This window comes from Lentisphaera araneosa HTCC2155 (assembly GCF_000170755.1).
In the GTDB taxonomy this organism is placed as follows: Bacteria; Verrucomicrobiota; Lentisphaeria; order Lentisphaerales; family Lentisphaeraceae; genus Lentisphaera; species Lentisphaera araneosa.
Map to the genome: position 1 here is coordinate 18,134 of NZ_ABCK01000007.1, position 16,758 is coordinate 34,891.

The 16,758-nt window shown below is 40.1% G+C and carries 13 protein-coding genes; all 13 read right to left on the reverse strand.

Going from position 1 to position 16,758, the window contains the following annotated elements; genetic code table 11:
* Positions 1-40 precede the first annotated feature (40 nt).
* Positions 41-1,063 carry a quinolinate synthase NadA gene (gene nadA, locus LNTAR_RS08490; RefSeq protein WP_007278267.1) on the reverse strand — a complete coding sequence of 341 codons (1,023 nt, stop codon included), beginning with the start codon at positions 1,061-1,063 and terminating at the stop codon, positions 41-43.
* 9 nt (positions 1,064-1,072) lie between these two features.
* The gene (locus tag LNTAR_RS08495) at positions 1,073-3,520 is read right to left on the reverse strand and encodes a glycogen/starch/alpha-glucan phosphorylase (RefSeq protein WP_007278268.1); all 2,448 of its coding nucleotides are present in this window, start codon (positions 3,518-3,520) and stop codon (positions 1,073-1,075) included.
* 199 nt (positions 3,521-3,719) lie between these two features.
* Positions 3,720-4,532, reverse strand: a complete 813-nt coding sequence (locus LNTAR_RS08500) for a transposase (protein WP_007278269.1) — start codon at positions 4,530-4,532, stop codon at positions 3,720-3,722.
* 318 nt (positions 4,533-4,850) lie between these two features.
* Positions 4,851-5,507, reverse strand: coding sequence for an RluA family pseudouridine synthase (locus LNTAR_RS08505; protein ID WP_007278270.1), 657 nt, complete (start codon positions 5,505-5,507; stop codon positions 4,851-4,853).
* 15 nt (positions 5,508-5,522) lie between these two features.
* On the reverse strand, positions 5,523-5,933 hold the full coding sequence (locus tag LNTAR_RS08510; protein WP_007278271.1) for a globin domain-containing protein: 411 nt from the start codon (positions 5,931-5,933) through the stop codon (positions 5,523-5,525).
* A 53-nt stretch (positions 5,934-5,986) separates the two neighbouring features.
* Complete coding sequence (locus LNTAR_RS28425) at positions 5,987-6,136, reverse strand: DUF2256 domain-containing protein (protein ID WP_007278272.1); 150 nt, start codon at positions 6,134-6,136, stop codon at positions 5,987-5,989.
* Positions 6,123-8,405, reverse strand: a complete 2,283-nt coding sequence (locus LNTAR_RS08520; protein ID WP_007278273.1) for an ATP-dependent DNA helicase — start codon at positions 8,403-8,405, stop codon at positions 6,123-6,125. Before LNTAR_RS08520 ends, LNTAR_RS28425 begins: the two co-directional genes overlap by 14 nt.
* Positions 8,389-9,942 carry a VRR-NUC domain-containing protein gene (locus tag LNTAR_RS08525; RefSeq protein WP_007278274.1) on the reverse strand — a complete coding sequence of 518 codons (1,554 nt, stop codon included), beginning with the start codon at positions 9,940-9,942 and terminating at the stop codon, positions 8,389-8,391. Before LNTAR_RS08525 ends, LNTAR_RS08520 begins: the two co-directional genes overlap by 17 nt.
* 162 nt (positions 9,943-10,104) lie before the next feature.
* The gene (locus LNTAR_RS08530) at positions 10,105-10,986 is read right to left on the reverse strand and encodes a hydrogen peroxide-inducible genes activator (protein ID WP_007278275.1); all 882 of its coding nucleotides are present in this window, start codon (positions 10,984-10,986) and stop codon (positions 10,105-10,107) included.
* Positions 10,986-12,368 (reverse strand): dihydrolipoyl dehydrogenase, encoded by a 1,383-nt coding sequence (locus LNTAR_RS08535; RefSeq protein WP_007278276.1) that lies wholly within the window; start codon positions 12,366-12,368, stop codon positions 10,986-10,988. The genes LNTAR_RS08530 and LNTAR_RS08535 overlap by 1 nt, the downstream gene beginning before the upstream one ends.
* A 53-nt stretch (positions 12,369-12,421) precedes the next feature.
* Positions 12,422-13,156, reverse strand: a complete 735-nt coding sequence (locus LNTAR_RS08540) for a glutathione peroxidase (RefSeq protein WP_007278277.1) — start codon at positions 13,154-13,156, stop codon at positions 12,422-12,424.
* Between the two features lie 146 nt (positions 13,157-13,302).
* Positions 13,303-15,126, reverse strand: a complete 1,824-nt coding sequence (locus LNTAR_RS08545; protein WP_007278278.1) for a vWA domain-containing protein — start codon at positions 15,124-15,126, stop codon at positions 13,303-13,305.
* A gap of 223 nt (positions 15,127-15,349) precedes the next feature.
* Positions 15,350-16,753 (reverse strand): cardiolipin synthase, encoded by a 1,404-nt coding sequence (cls, locus tag LNTAR_RS08550; RefSeq protein ID WP_007278279.1) that lies wholly within the window; start codon positions 16,751-16,753, stop codon positions 15,350-15,352.
* Positions 16,754-16,758 lie beyond the last annotated feature (5 nt).

Consider the following 16,758-nt stretch of genomic DNA (forward strand, 5'->3'; position numbering starts at 1 on the left):
ACTGAGTTTGTTGCGATAAAATTATCGCATCTGGCAATAGTTATTTGCGCTTTTCAGCGTAATGGAACATGGCGTCGATACAACGACGTGAACCATCAATATCCTCTTGAGTGAGGTGAATTTCATTATGAGCTTTTGGATTCTTTAGGCATTCCAAAACATTCTCTAGTGTGTTTGCTTTCATGTATTTACATACTGAGCAAGAACCCACAAAATTCTTTTCGGGCATCTCCACTTGAAGGCGAGCCGAGAGGCCACATTCCGTGAGCATGAGAAAATCATCTGCAGCAGATGTTTCCATAAACTTGAGAAGCTGAGCCGTTGAACCCACAAAATCGGAGTGATGTAAAACACCTGGGCTGCACTCGGGGTGGGCCAAAACTTTTACACCATCAAATTCACCACGGATATAATCGATCATATCGGGATCATATTCTTCGTGTACGTAGCAAACGCCATCCCAGAGTTTGATATCTTTTTCAACGCCACGACGCTTCATTTCGTCAATGATGTTGAGTCCCATTAATTTATCGGGAACAAAGAAAATCTTGTCCGTTGGGAGGTCTTCGATAATGTTATAAACATTGCCCGAGGTCACACATACGTCGCACTGAGCTTTCACATCCGCAGTGGTATTTATGTAGCAAACAAAAGTATAATCAGGGTTGTCTTGCTTCAATTTGCGCACGTTAGCACCCGTGATCGAGTCAGCTAAACTACAGCCATTAAGTGCTGCGGGTACATAGACATTTTTCTCGGGGTTGAGGATTTTTGCGGTTTCCGCCATGAATTTCACAGCGACAAAAAGTATGTTATCCGCTCCACTCTCGAGCGCATTGCGGCTGAGTTGGTAGGAATCACCCGTGTAATCGGACACACCATAGACAATCTCTGGATTGACGTAGGAGTGCGCGAGAATCACTGTGTTTGTTTCTTTTTTGAGACGGTTAATCTCATTAATCATTGGAGCGATCTTATCGCAGTACTCTTCTGTGTAGCTGCAGGTAGAACCTGCAACCGTCACATTTTTGAGTTTCTCATGCAGTTGATCTGATGTTATCATTTTACTCTCTTAATAGGGCTTTATATCCCATATTTCTTCTGCGTATTGTTTAATTGTTCGGTCGGATGAAAAGCCGCCCATATTTGCAATGTTGAGAATAGCACGTTTTGCCCAATCGTCTTCCTTAATGAAATCATTAGACACAAGTTCTTGAGCATCAGAATAACTTTCAAAATCCGCCGCCAATTTATAGTGATCACCACCTATGGTGAGTGAATCAACTAATGGACGGAACAGCTCGGGGTCTTCTGGGCAGAAAAAGCCAGAAGAAATCAAGTCGAGTGCATTCGCTAAATGAGAACCGTGTGGCATGTAGTCGTGAGGATTATAACCGTTTTGGTTAAGGTTTGTCACGCCATCAACATCGAGACCAAAAATATAAATATTATCGTCGCCAACAGCGTCTTTAATTTCCACGTTTGCACCATCCAAAGTACCGATAGTTAAAGCACCATTGAGGGCAAACTTCATATTGCCTGTTCCCGAAGCTTCTTTACCTGCAGTAGAGATTTGCTCGGAGAGGTCAGTGGCTGGAACGAGAACTTCTGCCATACTCACGCTGTAGTTGGGAAGGAAAAGGACTTTGAGAAACTTATTCACTTCTGGATCATTGTTGACGATTGCCGAAACTGAGTTCACCATCTTGATGATGAGCTTCGCCATGTAGTAACCCGGAGCCGCTTTACCGGCAACGATAATTGTACGTGGCGTGTAGTGCCCCTTGGGGTTCGCTTTAATCTTCTGATACAAATGAATCGCATGGAGAATATTGAGCAGCTGACGCTTGTATTCGTGAAGGCGTTTCACTTGTATATCAAAGATTGAATTGACATCAAGTTCGTCACCCGTGAGGTCCTTTACGTATTCAGCTAAGCGCGTTTTGTTATTCTTTTTGATTTTAGAAATTTCCTTGCGGAAAACTTTATCTTCTGCAAAAGGAATGAGTTTTTGTAACTCGTCGAGATCAGTGACCCATTTGTCGCCAATTTTGGAAGTGATGAGTTCAGAGAGTTCAGGATTACACTTCCTCAACCAGCGGCGAGGTGTAATACCATTGGTCTTGTTGTTGAATTTTTTTGGATAGAGATCGTAGAAATCTCTGACCAAATCATGCTTCAAAAGTTCTGTGTGCATCGCGGCCACACCATTAACTGAAAAACTACCGACAATCGCGAGGTAAGCCATGCGAACCATTTTCTCGCCACCCTCTTGGATGATCGACATATCGCACTGACGCTCATTATCACCTGGGTATTTTTGCGCCACTTCACGCAAGAAGTGATAGTTGATCTCATAGATGATCTGCATGTGACGTGGAAGTAAGTTTTCGATTAAACCCACGGGCCATTTCTCTAATGCTTCTGCAAGTAAAGTGTGATTTGTGTAGGCAAAAACTTGTCGAGTGATGTTCCAAGCTTCATCCCAAGTGAGGCCTTCGTCATCCATGAGAATACGCATCAGCTCTGGTACGGCAATTGCGGGGTGAGTGTCATTGAGTTGGCAGACGACTTTTTTTGGTAAGTCAGAAATTGGTAAGCCAAGATCTTTGAAGTCCTCAATCATATCGGCAAGTGTTGCCGCTGCAAGAAAGTACTGCTGCTTCAAGCGCAGTTCTTTACCTTCGTAATTATTATCGTTGGGATAAAGAACTTTTGTAATATTTTCTGTGAGCGATTTTTGGATGTTGGCGTTAATGAAGTCGCCTTGGTTGAAATCAGTGAGGTTAAAACCAAAGATCGAACGCGCTGACCAAAGGCGAAGTGTATTGACTGTGCCCATGGAGAATCCTGGAATTGGCGTATCGTAAGGCATCGCAAGAACATCTTCGGTATCCACCCAAGTGCACCATTGCTTACCGTCGTGATCTTTGTAACACTCCACATGTCCGTAAAACTTGATAACGCGCTTGCGTTCCGGGCGAACCACTTCCCAAGGATTACCAAAACGTAACCAGTTATCGGGCTCTTCAACTTGATGACCATGATCGATTTTTTGACGGAAGATCCCATAATCATAACGAATACCTGAACCGAAGCCTGGTAAATCTAAGCTTGCAATTGAGTCGAGGAAACAAGCGGCTAAACGACCCAAACCCCCATTGCCAAGTCCCGCATCCATCTCTTCATCGAGAAGGTCTTCGAGCTCAACACCTAATTCTTTGAGCGCTGTATCGGCCTGATCAAAAAAACCACAGTTAATCAAGCTATTACCTAGCGTACGACCCATGAGAAACTCTAGGGAGATGTAATACATTCTCTTGGGAGCGTCTTTGCTCGCCAATTTTTGATTCGTTGTTTTCCACGCTTCGACCTGAAGGTCACGCACTGTGTAGGCCAAAGCCATGTAAAGGTCGTGCTTATTGCATTCTGACAAATCTTTTGCCAAAGTCATATCCACACGCTTTTGAAAAGCTTCTTTGAACTTTTTGACGGCAGTTTTTGTTACTTTGCTAGCCATAATCAGGTATCCTCAATCTTTTGTGTAATTTTTACCGACTTAAAGATAGAAGACTCTGAAAATAAATTCAAAACTCAGAGGCTTTCCTGTGACACTGAAATGAGTTAATTTATGGTAAAGTTATGGTTGCGCTACACTTTTAATTCACTCTCAAGCTCACTGTAGATCTAGCCAACTTCACGCTGCCTATATACTTAACTTACCCCGATTCAACCTGCTTCACTCTACTCCAGGAAGCATGTCTTTGTAACAACGCATCTAAAACACTGCGATTAAGCTTGGCAAAACTACCAAACTCTCTGATTGCCTCACAGACGAGTTTTAATCGTTTTGAGTAAAGCGCAAAAACCTGAGCGTCACTCTTCGTTTCCATACCTCCATTAAATAGACGGATACAATGAATGATATTTTTTTTGATTCTCTTTCCCAATGAAACTTTTTTCAAAAGGTCTGACCAAGAGGTGAACTGATAATGTTGAGGTGAGCTAACCATTTGTGCTCGAACTGCATTCATCTCGACATACTGCATACATTGAATAAGTACCTTCGTGTCCTTTAATTGAATAGATCTGAAATTATGGTTAAAGAGTTGTCCTCTACGGGCATTATCACCCTGCCGATTATACCAACGAGTGAAACGTTTTTGCACGTTGCCAATGAAATCACTTAAATTATTTAAACGGTTTTTGAATTTGCGGATTTCGCAACTGCGCGCATCTAAAGCGTATTTTCTGCCTCGATATTTTTGCTCTCTTATGGCAACTTCTCTTAGGCTTAAATTAGCTAGAGCATTTTTCTCATGACAAATTATAAAATGAGCATGGGTACTCATTATTGTGTAGCAAAGACACTTGAGTTCATAAATATCTTCGAGCCAAAAAAACAGATCTTTCAATCGGCTCTTATGATTTTCGTCAAAGGCATATTCTTTATTCCCGTAAGTATTATCGGGAACTTTAATAATGATATGATAAAAACTGACTTCACTTTTAGTATCTAAATAACGTTTCATTTGAGGTCTCCTTTCTTCTACGTAAATAAATACTTAAAGCTTTTCAAGCACAAGTTATCTGCATAAAATAACCATATAAATAATTCTTAACCACTTCACTTAAAATATATTACAAAATTTTTATAGTTTTCTGGGAAAATTGAAGAAGTACTTTATAAAGAGGGGGTGTGCTAAAAGTATGGGCCGTTTGAGGCAAGTGAACTTTATAACAATGAAGTGCCTGGCGTTGATGGGCTGTACAGGGTGGATCGCAATACCATTCTTCACCAACGAAGTACTTTATAAAGAGACTTAGAAAGAAGTACTTTATAAAGAGACTTAGAGGTATTGACTCAAGCCGTGATTTTGTGCCAATTGCTTTAAATCTTCGGCTAAGGGTGAGCTAAAAGTATGGGCCGTTTGAGGCAAGTGAACTTTATAACAATGAAGTGCCTGGCGTTGATGGGCTGTACAGGGTGGATCGCAATACCATTCTTCACCTACAAGTGGATGACCTAAATGACTTAGGTGAATGCGGATTTGATGGGTCCGACCTGTAAAGATCTTGACTTTAATGAGACTAAAATCCTTAACACTTCCTATAACTTCAAAATGACTATGAGCAGTTTTGCCTTCGGCATGTATGCCTAAACTGCGAGCATCTACCTTTCCAATACGCCCATGCTCTTCGCATTGCTTCCAGCTGGGAACGCCGTGAACAATTGCCAAATATTGTTTATCCGCTTGCGCTTGCTCTAGCAGTTCTTTGTAATATTTAACGAGTTTCTTTTCCGTGACAAACAAGTTAATACCACTAGTATCCGCATCGAGTTGATGAACGGCCCAAACCATGGCTCCCTGACGCTGTATGAGCCAATATTGGAGACAATCATCATCGTCTAATTTTCTCCCTGTAGACGGGAGGTCATAGGGTTTATTAAGAACTAATAGACCATCTTTTTCATAGATAATACGCTTCTCTAGGTCAGCTATCATTGAAAGGCGCCCGCCCTATTCTTTATTCACCATCCAAGGAGAAAAACCGGCAATGAAGCCAATAAAGCTATCGAGGTGCTGTTCGGGAAAATTGTAATCTTGAGGATTCTTAAGAACTTTGAGAAAACACGCCAACCATACGTCACGGGAATTCATATCAATGGGAAAAGGAAAATGGCGGCGGCGTAACATAGGATTACCATAACGCTGATGATAGAGTGGCGGGCCACCACAAAGTCCCACAAAAAAGCAGGCGGATTTATCTGCGGCTTCCGCTAGCCCCTCTGGATCAGTTGGGAACATGTCTTTAATGGATGAATTCGCAAATTCATCGTAAACATCATGTAAGAGGCGAAACATATTTTCTTCGCCCATGAGTTGATAGATTTCTGGATTGGGAGGGTCGACTTGTGGAGGGCCATTCATAATTTCACCTAGATTTTTTCATTGATATTAATTGATCGAGAAAAAAAGACAAGTCAGCTTTTATGCTTCAAACTATGACGATTACTGGCACATCGTTTTGAACAGTATTTGACTTCTGACCAATTTTTCTCCCATTTTTTACGCCATGTGAAGGGGTGATTACAAACAAGACAAATTTTCTGAGGCAAATCAGCTTTCTTCATTTTTTTTAAACTCTTGAATTAATTTTAATGACTGATCAGGTGAGTTGATATGATTAAGCTGCCAAGATTGAGGCAAATATTGTAAGTACTGTTGTTGCTTAAAACGTGGGTCAATTAGTACTAAAATTCCCTTATCAGATTCAGTGCGAATTAGTCGTCCCGCAGTTTGGATGAGGCGAGTTATACCAGGGATTAAAAAATTATATAGAAATGCATCTAAACCATCATTGGACAGGCAACGATTCAATTGCTCCATTCTAAACGAGGGTTGGGGCATACCTGTACCAATAATCACACATGATTTAAGAGCTTCACCTTTAAAGTCAATACCCTCGGCAAAGACTCCACCTAAAATAGCTAAACCTAATACAGGATTTTTATCATTAAAAAAACCGTTCAAAAATTTTTCTCTTGATTCTTGGGATCTTTCTTGATAAATGCATGGAACCTGATTATACAAAACTTCTTTTGCCATTTCCAAGTATTGATACGAGGGAAAATAAACTATATGTTTTCCGGGATATGCTTTATAGATTTCTAAAATACTTCCACATAAAATTTCTAAACTTGAATGACGATTTAGCCAGCGGGTATCTATATAATCTAAGGCTAGGGTTAGCTGATTTTCTCGTGGAAAAACAGGAGGTAATTTATAAAATTTTGCTTGCTCTAATGCTAGGCACTGCTGAAAGTAGAATTCAGGGCTCAGGGTCGCAGAAAATAGACAGAGTGAATTAAGCTTTTTCCACTTGGAAACTAAATGACGATGAACCTGAGAACAGTAGAGGTGTAACTTCAATTTAGGATTGCGTGACAAGTGGTACTTATCTACATAAAAAATATCTTCTTGAGTACTAAAGTCATAAATTTTTAAGAAGCGATAGAGTTCCTTTAGCTCATTTTGAACTTCGTCTTTACTTTCAAGACCGGGAAGGCTTTGTTGATCATTTTCAAATTCTTGTGCACAAGATTCTAAAAAACTACGTATTAAATCAGGGACAAATTCAAAAGTAGACAAATGCTGCCCCATACTTAATTCATCGAATTTTTTTTGAATTGAAACGATTATTTTACGACATGCTGATTTAGCTTTTTTTGTCTTGAGTAATTTACGAATTTTCTCTAAATACGCCGTATCTAAGCTTACTGAATACATGCTTCTGGCCCTTTCCAAAAGGTTGTGGCCCTCGTCTAAGAGGAGATCAATCTTTGAATTTTCGAAATAATCAAAGCTTACCATAGGGTCAAAAAAATAATTAAAATCTGCAATAATGATTTTCTGCCATGGAATCATTTCGAGTGATAATTGAAAGGGGCACACGTGATATTGTTGAGCAATTTTATTGAGCTCATGCTGATCTAAAAAGCCAATTTCGAGGGCAGCTAAGCGAGCCCTAGGTAAGCGCTCAAAGTAGTCTTTTTTGATTTCTTCCTGAGAACTAGTTGAAACTTTTTCTCTAGCCGAAATTTGGAGACATGAAAAGCTATCTTTGGTAATTTGCTTAAGTGCATCTAAAGCACTTTGTTGAGCCGCGGTTTTTGCTGATAAATAAAGAATTTGTCGAGACTGCTTTTCCCCTAGTGCTTTACTGGCAGGGAATAAGGTACTCAAACTTTTTCCTGTTCCAGTGGGTGCTTCGAACATGAGCAGCTTACCATCGCGGATATTGCGATACACTTCCTTAGCAATACCCCTTTGAGAAGGTCGAAATTCCGCATGGGGAAAAGGTGCAGACTTTAATTCTTCCAAATACGCTTTTTCACACTTTTGATACTTTGAATAAAATTCTAAGTAAATTTTGAGATATTGATTAATATCATTCAAAAGCTCCGCTGAAGAAAAGCTATGAAAGCGTTTATTTTCTGAAGATTCTCCTAAGTGGTAATAATTAACGACTGCGGTAATTTCTTCACGATCTTGCCAAAGCATGTACGCATAAACTTTTGCCTGAGCCAAATCACAGGAGAATTTATGTTGAGGAATATCATGGGTATAAGTTGTTTTAATTTCTTCTAAAGTAAAATTTGCCTGATCAACTAAGTCAGCTCTACCATGAAGTGTGACTAAATAAGATTGGAATTGAAAATCATGCTTCAAAGTTAATTCTTTATCCCAATTTTCAGACCTTAAGGATTGCACGTATTGGTGCCCCTTTATGCCTTCCAAATGCGTAGGAGTTTTCTGATATGTTTGCACTAAGTCACCCTTTCGAGCTGCAAAATCAACCAATTCTCGAACTGAGAGTTTTAACTTACTTCCAGCGGACATTTGCCACTCTCGCTTTAATTTTTTTATCCTCAAAAAAATTTAACCACGTATTTTGATGTTTTTGTAAACGATCGCCAGGCGCTTTAATTTCGATTAACTCGACTCCACCTTGATGTGGAAAATGAATAAGATCTGGAAACCCTTTTTTCTTATTTCTTAGATCCTTAAGTAGCTCTATAAAAATACTTTTTATTTGGTATTGTTCAAAATTCTCGAGTGCTAAGCTAAGATAATCTTTGTTAATCGCACTCCAGTTAACAAAGGGATTGCTCAAACCAAATTTTGATTCGTATACTTTTTCTGCCTGAGCCCATGTAAAAGGCTTTCCCATAATTTCACTAATCATCACTTTGCGATTTTCGCAAAAGTCACTTTCATATAAATCATGAGGACGATGTTGAAAAGGGTGACTAAAGGCCCCAGGTACATTCGCAAATATTACTGGCCAAAAAAACAAGCCAAATAACGCGTTAGCCCATAAGTTTTCGGCATAATAACAATGACCAAATTGTGTGTAGTATTCACATGCGGCACGCTCTACTGATAGCTCAGTTTTATCGAGCTCCAAAAGCTCTGTAGGTGGAATATAATTTTCAACTTTCTGGTAGGTTTTTGACAGGAATTTTGAATTTTTAAATAAAAAAAATTGCGCGAACTCTTTTTCCTGATCGTTTTGCGGACTTCGTAATATTTGTAAACATTTAGATTCCATTTGATCATATTTTTTGAGGGCTGCAAGAACTCTTGCTTGACGTTCTCCTGAACGTATACTGAAGCGATAAATTTTGAGCGCTTGCTCAAAATGCTTATGTCTTTCCAATTGTCGCGCAAACGAAAAATGAAATTTATCCAAGCGTCTTTTCAATACTGTATTAGTGCTTTTTATAATTACATAATTATTGAAAAACTCTAGAGCGTGATCACGATCATAATCAGAAAGGGTGGCGTAAAAATTTAAAAACTCTTCAAGTTCCTGAATAGAATTAATAAAACCATGACTTAGATCATATTTTTCGTATTGGTAGATTCCAAGATCATTTAAAATAAACTCGCTCAAATCTTGATGGAAATTACCAAAATACAGTAAAGAAAACACTTTAAAATCTTTCTGAATTTTAAGAACTTTTTCAGGGATATCAGAAATGGTCAAAAGCAAGGCTTTCTCCAAGTCAACGCGGGCTAATTTAGAATCAAATTCTTCTGGAAAAAGTGTGCTGAGTTCAGTTTTTGAGAAAAGCTTAATTTTTTCTGTGACTGTAGCGTCCCAAGAAATGAAAGCGAAAAGCTCTAATTCCTTTAGGCAATCATTCAAATTTGGTATTTCAGAATAAGAGATTTTATTGGGTCGAAAGCAAGTCCCCTTACGCATTAAAAATCTGACATATAGGGCCTTTGAGTTAGGACTGAGTAATGAGAAGTTATTATAATCATCTAAGTCCTGAGGCCTTAAAATACTTTTATGATTATCGAAGACGTAAGTAATAAGCTGGGTAAAGTTATCCAGGTAATAAAAGTCAGGTAATTGTATACTTTGCATATTACACAATGGGCCAAAGCTAGAAAAAAAAAGTTCTAAACTTTAAAAATCTTTACTGATTTTTGGAATAACTAAATTTCCGAATAATCCCAAACAAACAGTAGCGTGAACAGAAGTGCTAGTTGTTATCAAAGTTTGCTTAATGAGTGTGGCTTATGATAATTATGATTTTTTAAAAAGGTCTCTAAGGTCATCGGCAATTTCGCGGAAGATCTCTGCTTTAGGTGAAGTTTTTCTCCAAAAGAGTGCAATCTCGCGTTTTGGGCTGGGGTCGGAAAATTTCATATACTTAATTTTTGCACTTTCGTCTTGGGCACATTTGGGGATAAGGGTAACACCTAAGCCAGCGGCAACCATGTGTCGCAAAGTCTCGAGGCTGCTAGCACGGAAGTCAAAGTTTTCTCGAGCTTGATTGACGCTACATAACTCAAGCGCCTGGTCGCGAAAGCAGTGGCCTTCATCCAAGAGCATCAGTTCACGCCCTTTTAATGACTGTAAAGAAAGTTCATTGGGGAAGTCTTCTGGATAATTTGCGGGAGTCGCAAAAAGGAATTCTTCTGAAAAAATAAACTCGGAATCCAGTGTGGAGTCTTCATGTGGTAAAGCAATAAAGGCCGCATCTACTTTCCCCTCTTTGAGCATTTTGAGAAGAGTCTCGGTTTTTTCCTCTTTAATGAAAAATTTCATCTCGGGGTAGGACTGATGAAGTTCGTCAATGATTTGTGGGAAGAGATAGGGAGCTAAAGTTGGAAAGGCTCCCAAAATCAATTGACCTTGGTAGGGATCTTTAAACTGACGAGCGCAAGTTTGGAAGTCTTCGACTTGGCGAAGTATTTTTTGCGCACGCTCGAGAAGAACCTCTCCTTCTGGACTCAAAACGACTTGGCGATTTGAACGTTCAAAAAGGCAGACACCGAGCTCTGCTTCCATTTTTTTAATTTGGATGGAGAGCGCGGGCTGACTCACTCCGGCCTGGACCGAGGCCTGGCCGAAGTGTTTTTCTTTTGCGAGGATCGCAAAATATTCTAAATCTTTGAAAGTCATTAAGCTTCATTAAGATTTTTTTGGAGATCTTGCAGAGCGGTTCTCAAGCCCTCTTCCACCACGGGGTGATAGAAAGGAAGTTCGAGAATTTGGTCCACAGTTAATTCCTGTTGAACCACCCAAGAAATGAGGTGTCCAAGGTGTTCTGCCGATGGACCGAAAATTTGCGCACCGCGCAAACGGCGATCACCTTTTTCGGCATAAAGGTGCATGAGACCTTTATTCTTACCCATAACTCGGGATCGCCCCTGCCCTTCAAAACTCACACGACCGATGACTAAATCTTTGAAAGAATTATAGCCCTGACCAATCGAGGCAATCTCTGGCTCAGAGAAAACAATGCCTAAATGCGTGCGACGATGACCGGGGTCAACCGTCGGATAAGTTCCCGCATTTTTGCCCGCAATCTTTCCTTCATCAGAAGCTTCGTGAAGAAGTGGGATATCATCATTTGCGTCACCCGCAATAAAGAAATGGGTGTCGCCACATTGCATGGTTCGCTCATTGTAAATCGGAGTCCCACGACCGTTAACTTGCACGCTAGTGTTTTCCAATTTTAGGCGATCGGTATTGCTCACACGACCCGAGGCTGTGAGAATGAAATCGAAGCTCTCTTCAATTTTGCCCTGCTCTTTATGCTCATAAGAGATTATTGCTTTACCATTTTCTTTGCGTACTGAATGAATTGTTGCCTTGGTATCGGTATAGAATTCTTCTGCGAAAGTCTTGGTGGCATATTCGCGGATCTCAGGATCTTGGATACCGCCTATCGAACCGCTGCGTCCAAAGAGTCGAACATCAGCGCCGAGGCGGCTGAGTGCCTGCCCCAGTTCTAAACCAATGACACCTGGGCCAAAGACCGCAACGCTTTTTGGAATGGATTCAATTTCGAAAATGTGATCACTACTCAAGATAAGATCTTCGGCACCATCGAGAATCGGTACATGACGTGGACGTGACCCCACGGCTAAAACAAATTTATCGGCCGTTAAAATTCGTCCCCCAGAGAGCTTCACGGTATGATCATCAATGAATTCAGCGTATTCACGAATGAGCTCGCCTTCGGGGACATTATCAATACCTTCCATGACAAAGCCAACGAAACGATCTCGTTCGAAACGCACCCGCTCAAGAACCGCTTTATCATTTACCACTGGCTCTTGAGTCTCGATACCGAACATGCGTGCTTTAGTGACGCCGTAGTTGGCATTTGCTGCAGAGATAAGCAATTTACTCGGCATACAGCCGACGCGTGCACAAGTTGTTCCTAAAGGCCCACCGTCAATCATGACGACTTTCTCTGCACCATTAGCTTTAGCAGCTCGACGTGCATTGAGACCCGCTGTTCCGGCTCCGATTATAATTACATCATAGTGACTCATTTTTTTCTCCTCTAAAAACTCCCTGCCTGAGCAGGGAGTCAATAATGTATGACTTATTGATTTAAGTATTTAATTAATTCATCTGCACCGCCAATAAGTTGGCCGTCGATGAAAACTTGTGGTGTTGTGGCATTGCCACTTACAGCTTTAAGCGTGGTGAGACTCATACCGCCCTGCCCTAGTTTGATTTCCTCGTATGGCATTGCTTGATCTTCAAGTACCTGACGAGCTCTTTGGCAGTGGCTGCAACCTGGCTTGGAGATCATGCTCACAAGCTTAGGAAGTTTCGCCTGAGGATTGATGTAATTGAGCATTGTATCTGCATCACTTACTTCGAAGGGATCACCTGGCTTATCTGGCTCGATGAACATTTTTTCGATTACACCATCTTTTACGAGCATGGAGTATCTCCAAGAACGTTTGCCGAAACCGAGGTCATCTTTATCCACGAGCAAACCCATGCCATCTGAGAACTCTCCATTGCCATCGGGAAGGAGCTTAATATTAGCTGAGTCTTGATCAGCTGCCCATGCGTTCATAACGAAAGAGTCGTTAACAGAGAGGCAGTAGATATCGTCGACACCATTGGCTTTCAAAACCGGTGCTAGCTGATTGTAGCGCGGAAGGTGAGTTGATGAACAGGTGGGAGTGAAAGCTCCTGGTAAAGCGAAAACTACCACTGTTTTATTTTTGAAGATTTCACCGGTGCTCAAATCTTTCCAATCATTATTAACACGAGTGCGGAAAGTGACTGAAGGTACGTTTTGTTTTTCTTTGTTGACTAACATCTTTTTTGTTCCTTATGTTTTGTTAAGATGCTTGAATATGCACGGCTTATTGAAAAATATAAAATTTATTAAAACAATCACTATAATAAGTTTTACTTATAATTAAAAACAAATAAAAAGGAGCCCTAAGAGCTCCTTTTTTAAAACTATTTCTTTTTCTTCTTTTTCTTACCCCCACCATCAGGTGCGCCGGGTCCCACTTCAATGGACTCATGGCGTCCTTCATTATATTTAGCGAGGTTAATCATGTAGGCTTGATTACCTGCTTTCGGATCAAAGTCAATACAATGAACGGCAATGGGCATATAGCGAGTGAGCATCATAACTCCCTCGGTAATGCCCTGCCAGTTTTTCACACTATCCCGGGCGGGAGCACCATCAGAGAGAAAATAAATGGAATCAATTCCTGGGAAGAGTAAACTTTGGCGAATCGCGCAAAAGCTACGTGTACCCAAGCTGAGGTCCCAAGCTTTGACTCGAGCTCCACCTTTTCGCAAGTCATCAGTTAGGCCTCTCGTTTCCATAATTTCTACGTCACCGCCAAAGTCCACAATATTGTACTTGGATTTATTAAGGAGTTGTTCCACGGACATAGCCATATTTTCATCTAATGATTCAATTCTTGGACCTCTCATTGAAGCGGAAGTATCGACTACATAACAAAAGCGATCACTATAAATCGGGAGGCTATAGAAGTAACCATTAGGCCCTTCGTTCATTACTTGAACCATGTATTTATTGCGAAAGTCGGCTGATGCTTGCTCGTCTACTTTGAAAGCTTTATTCGACTTGTACCAAGAAAGCCAGTCTTTGTAAGCAGCGCCATGTTGACCACCTGTGATAACACTAATGGCATAATTGAGGTTGATTCTCATGCGCCCTTTTTCTTTTGCCAAACGTTGGATCAAAGCCGGAAGCAATTTCGCATTTGGAACTTCTGCTGAGTAATAACATAAGTGAACGAGTACGGGCCATGGCGCTTTAGCTATTTTTGAATTCACTGTGGATAAACTTTGGGGTGATTTCATTTTCACAATGGCTTTAGCCGCATCAACTTGAACTTTGAGGTCTGGAGCGTTTAAGGCTTGATGTAAAACAGCTGACAGACTTTCATCCATGGTTTCCCCAATCGCTTGGCAAATAAATGACATCGCGGGAGCATCCAATGAAAAAGAAACTGCGCTGGCTGAATTACTCGATCGTTTTTTGAGTGCGACTTTCGCTAAAGTCATCAAGTCTTTCTGATTCAGCTGACCGTCGACACGGGCTTCATAAAATAAACGTGCGGCCTGAGACTCTAAGGATTTGAGTGTAAGTCCATTAATCGTTTCTTTGAGTGAAGAAATTTTGGCATAAGCCGCAGCTTGAATCGCTAAAAATTGGGCTCGAGTATTATTACTATTAAGGAACTTGAGGAGTACTTCTTCATCTATGGCTACTGCAGGTGAGGACTCCCCAGAACTTTTTCCACCTTTTTTACCTTTCTTGCCTCTTTTTTTCTTTTTAGATCCTTTGGCTTCGGGCACAGCTTCGACATTCTCACTAATATTTAAATTGTTTCTTTCAATCAAACTTTCGTGGTATGAAATGGCTGCACTCATGGCCATTGTCGCCACCGACAAAGCAGCTAAATTGGCATCTTGGCTATTGGCTAAGGATGAATTGAGTTCTGAGTTTTTCTTAAGGTGTAAAAGAAAGGCCGCGTTATAGAAGTTTTCTGATGACTTGATATATGAGCCTAATATTTTTTGAGCGGCATCTGTCGATACGGGTTCTTGATCTTTAGCACCTGCGGGATCAACTAAATAAGATACACCCCAAAAGGAAGATGCATCTGCCTTGCTCTTGGCCGCAATTGTCACATCACTTTTGATTTCCTTGGCGGAACTCAATAATTTTGCTGCCTCGATATTTGGACCACTAAGAAGAGCTAGAAATAAACTTGTCGAGAATAAAGATTTATAAAACATAGACGACCTCTGTTTGGATTTTTATTGATCTCACTTTATCACTCCAATAACAATTCTTTAAGTCAAATCTTTGTCGAGGATCATCATCCTGCCCGTATATGGAATGAAATTAATAAAGTTTTAAAGGGTTTAACTCAATTGTATACAAAGTTAAGACAATGAATTAGATTAGTTTTGGAAAAAAGCATTCATTACATAAGTCAATAATTTCATAAGACATTCATTATTGTAAGGGCGCAAATAGCTGACTCACTTTGGCTAAAAACCTGAGACCTTTATGAATATCTTCATAACCACTGATCTTTACTGAATGCTTGATGTCTTCTTCAAAAGTTTTCAGATTTTTTTCGGCAAATTCTTTTGAGTTCACCAAAATACTAATCTCGAAATTAATTCTAAAAGAACGGTTATCTAAGTTCGCCGTTCCGATACTCACTAATTTTTGATCGACAATTAAGACTTTCTTGTGGATCATTCCCTTCTCATAAAAATAAACATTAATACCCTTTCTCGCCAAATACCTGGCGTATTCATGTGCCGATAAGTCTACTAAGTAATTATTATCTGATCGTTTCGGAATAATGAGTCGCACTTGGACTCCTTGTAAATGCGCTGAAATCAGTGCCGATATAATCGCCGCATCTGGAGCAAAAAATGGGCTAACCAAGTCCAATGTACTATTTGCCTGATTGATGAGATTTAAATAATAAAGCAAGCAGGTTTCTTTTTCATCGGCCGGTCCACTTGCAATGGCTAAGGCATCATAGGTATCTGGGTTGTTCTCGTGTTTTGTGAAGTCAAGTTCAGGCAAAGGATCAGTTTTAGCTTTGGCCCACTGATAATCCAAGAGGTAAGTGAACTGCAAAGAAGGTCCCATGGGTCCCTGAATCCTAAGGTGAGCATCTCGCCATGAGTCTGTCTTATACGATTCTGCTATATTCATGCCACCGGTATAAATAATTTGGCTATCGATAATGACGAGTTTGCGATGATTGCGAAAGTTAATCTGCCCTCTTCGCCCAAATTTAGTCGTTCGAAAATAATGAGCCTTTACTCCGGCTTCACGAAGTTTATTCATAAAAGATTTTTTGATATTGAATGAGCCAATGTAATCACAAATTAGATAGACCTCTAAGCCCTGTTTGGCTTTCTTGATAAGCATTTCCTGGAGCTCTTGACCTACTTCATCATTTCTTATGATGTAATATTCTATAAATATACTTTGTGTAGCGGCGTTTAAATCGTCGAAAAGTTTTCTATACTTTTCCTGACCATTATTAATAAGTTCTATCTTATTTCCACTCGTAAAGAAGAATTTAGATATTTTTTCATAAAGACATAATTCATTAATTACCACTTTATGATTGGACATTTTGTCACATGCATTTCGCCATAACTTATCTAATGGCTCCCTGCCCTCTTTGTGCGCAATGACGTAACCACTAAATTTTCTGGAGCCAAATAGTAAATAGATAGGTACCGCTAAAATCGGCATGAGTATTAAACTTAATATCCATGCCGTTTTACCTTGACTGGTACGACCTTTGTATAGTACTTCTATAGCTAATATCGTACCTAGAAAATAGGTCGTTATAAATACGATAATGTGATTAAGGTTTTCGAGCATGTCGT

What these genes read in the sequence shown, in the direction of transcription:
- nadA (WP_007278267.1), bottom strand. Translation starts at nt 1,063, where the DNA reads ATGATAACATCAGATCAACTGCATGAGAAACTCAAAAATGTGACGGTT.
- LNTAR_RS08495 (WP_007278268.1), bottom strand. Translation starts at nt 3,520, where the DNA reads ATGGCTAGCAAAGTAACAAAAACTGCCGTCAAAAAGTTCAAAGAAGCT.
- LNTAR_RS08500 (WP_007278269.1), bottom strand. Translation starts at nt 4,532, where the DNA reads ATGAAACGTTATTTAGATACTAAAAGTGAAGTCAGTTTTTATCATATC.
- LNTAR_RS08505 (WP_007278270.1), bottom strand. Translation starts at nt 5,507, where the DNA reads ATGATAGCTGACCTAGAGAAGCGTATTATCTATGAAAAAGATGGTCTA.
- LNTAR_RS08510 (WP_007278271.1), bottom strand. Translation starts at nt 5,933, where the DNA reads ATGAATGGCCCTCCACAAGTCGACCCTCCCAATCCAGAAATCTATCAA.
- LNTAR_RS28425 (WP_007278272.1), bottom strand. Translation starts at nt 6,136, where the DNA reads ATGAAGAAAGCTGATTTGCCTCAGAAAATTTGTCTTGTTTGTAATCAC.
- LNTAR_RS08520 (WP_007278273.1), bottom strand. Translation starts at nt 8,405, where the DNA reads ATGTCCGCTGGAAGTAAGTTAAAACTCTCAGTTCGAGAATTGGTTGAT.
- LNTAR_RS08525 (WP_007278274.1), bottom strand. Translation starts at nt 9,942, where the DNA reads ATGCAAAGTATACAATTACCTGACTTTTATTACCTGGATAACTTTACC.
- LNTAR_RS08530 (WP_007278275.1), bottom strand. Translation starts at nt 10,986, where the DNA reads ATGACTTTCAAAGATTTAGAATATTTTGCGATCCTCGCAAAAGAAAAA.
- LNTAR_RS08535 (WP_007278276.1), bottom strand. Translation starts at nt 12,368, where the DNA reads ATGAGTCACTATGATGTAATTATAATCGGAGCCGGAACAGCGGGTCTC.
- LNTAR_RS08540 (WP_007278277.1), bottom strand. Translation starts at nt 13,156, where the DNA reads ATGTTAGTCAACAAAGAAAAACAAAACGTACCTTCAGTCACTTTCCGC.
- LNTAR_RS08545 (WP_007278278.1), bottom strand. Translation starts at nt 15,126, where the DNA reads ATGTTTTATAAATCTTTATTCTCGACAAGTTTATTTCTAGCTCTTCTT.
- cls (WP_007278279.1), bottom strand. Translation starts at nt 16,753, where the DNA reads ATGCTCGAAAACCTTAATCACATTATCGTATTTATAACGACCTATTTT.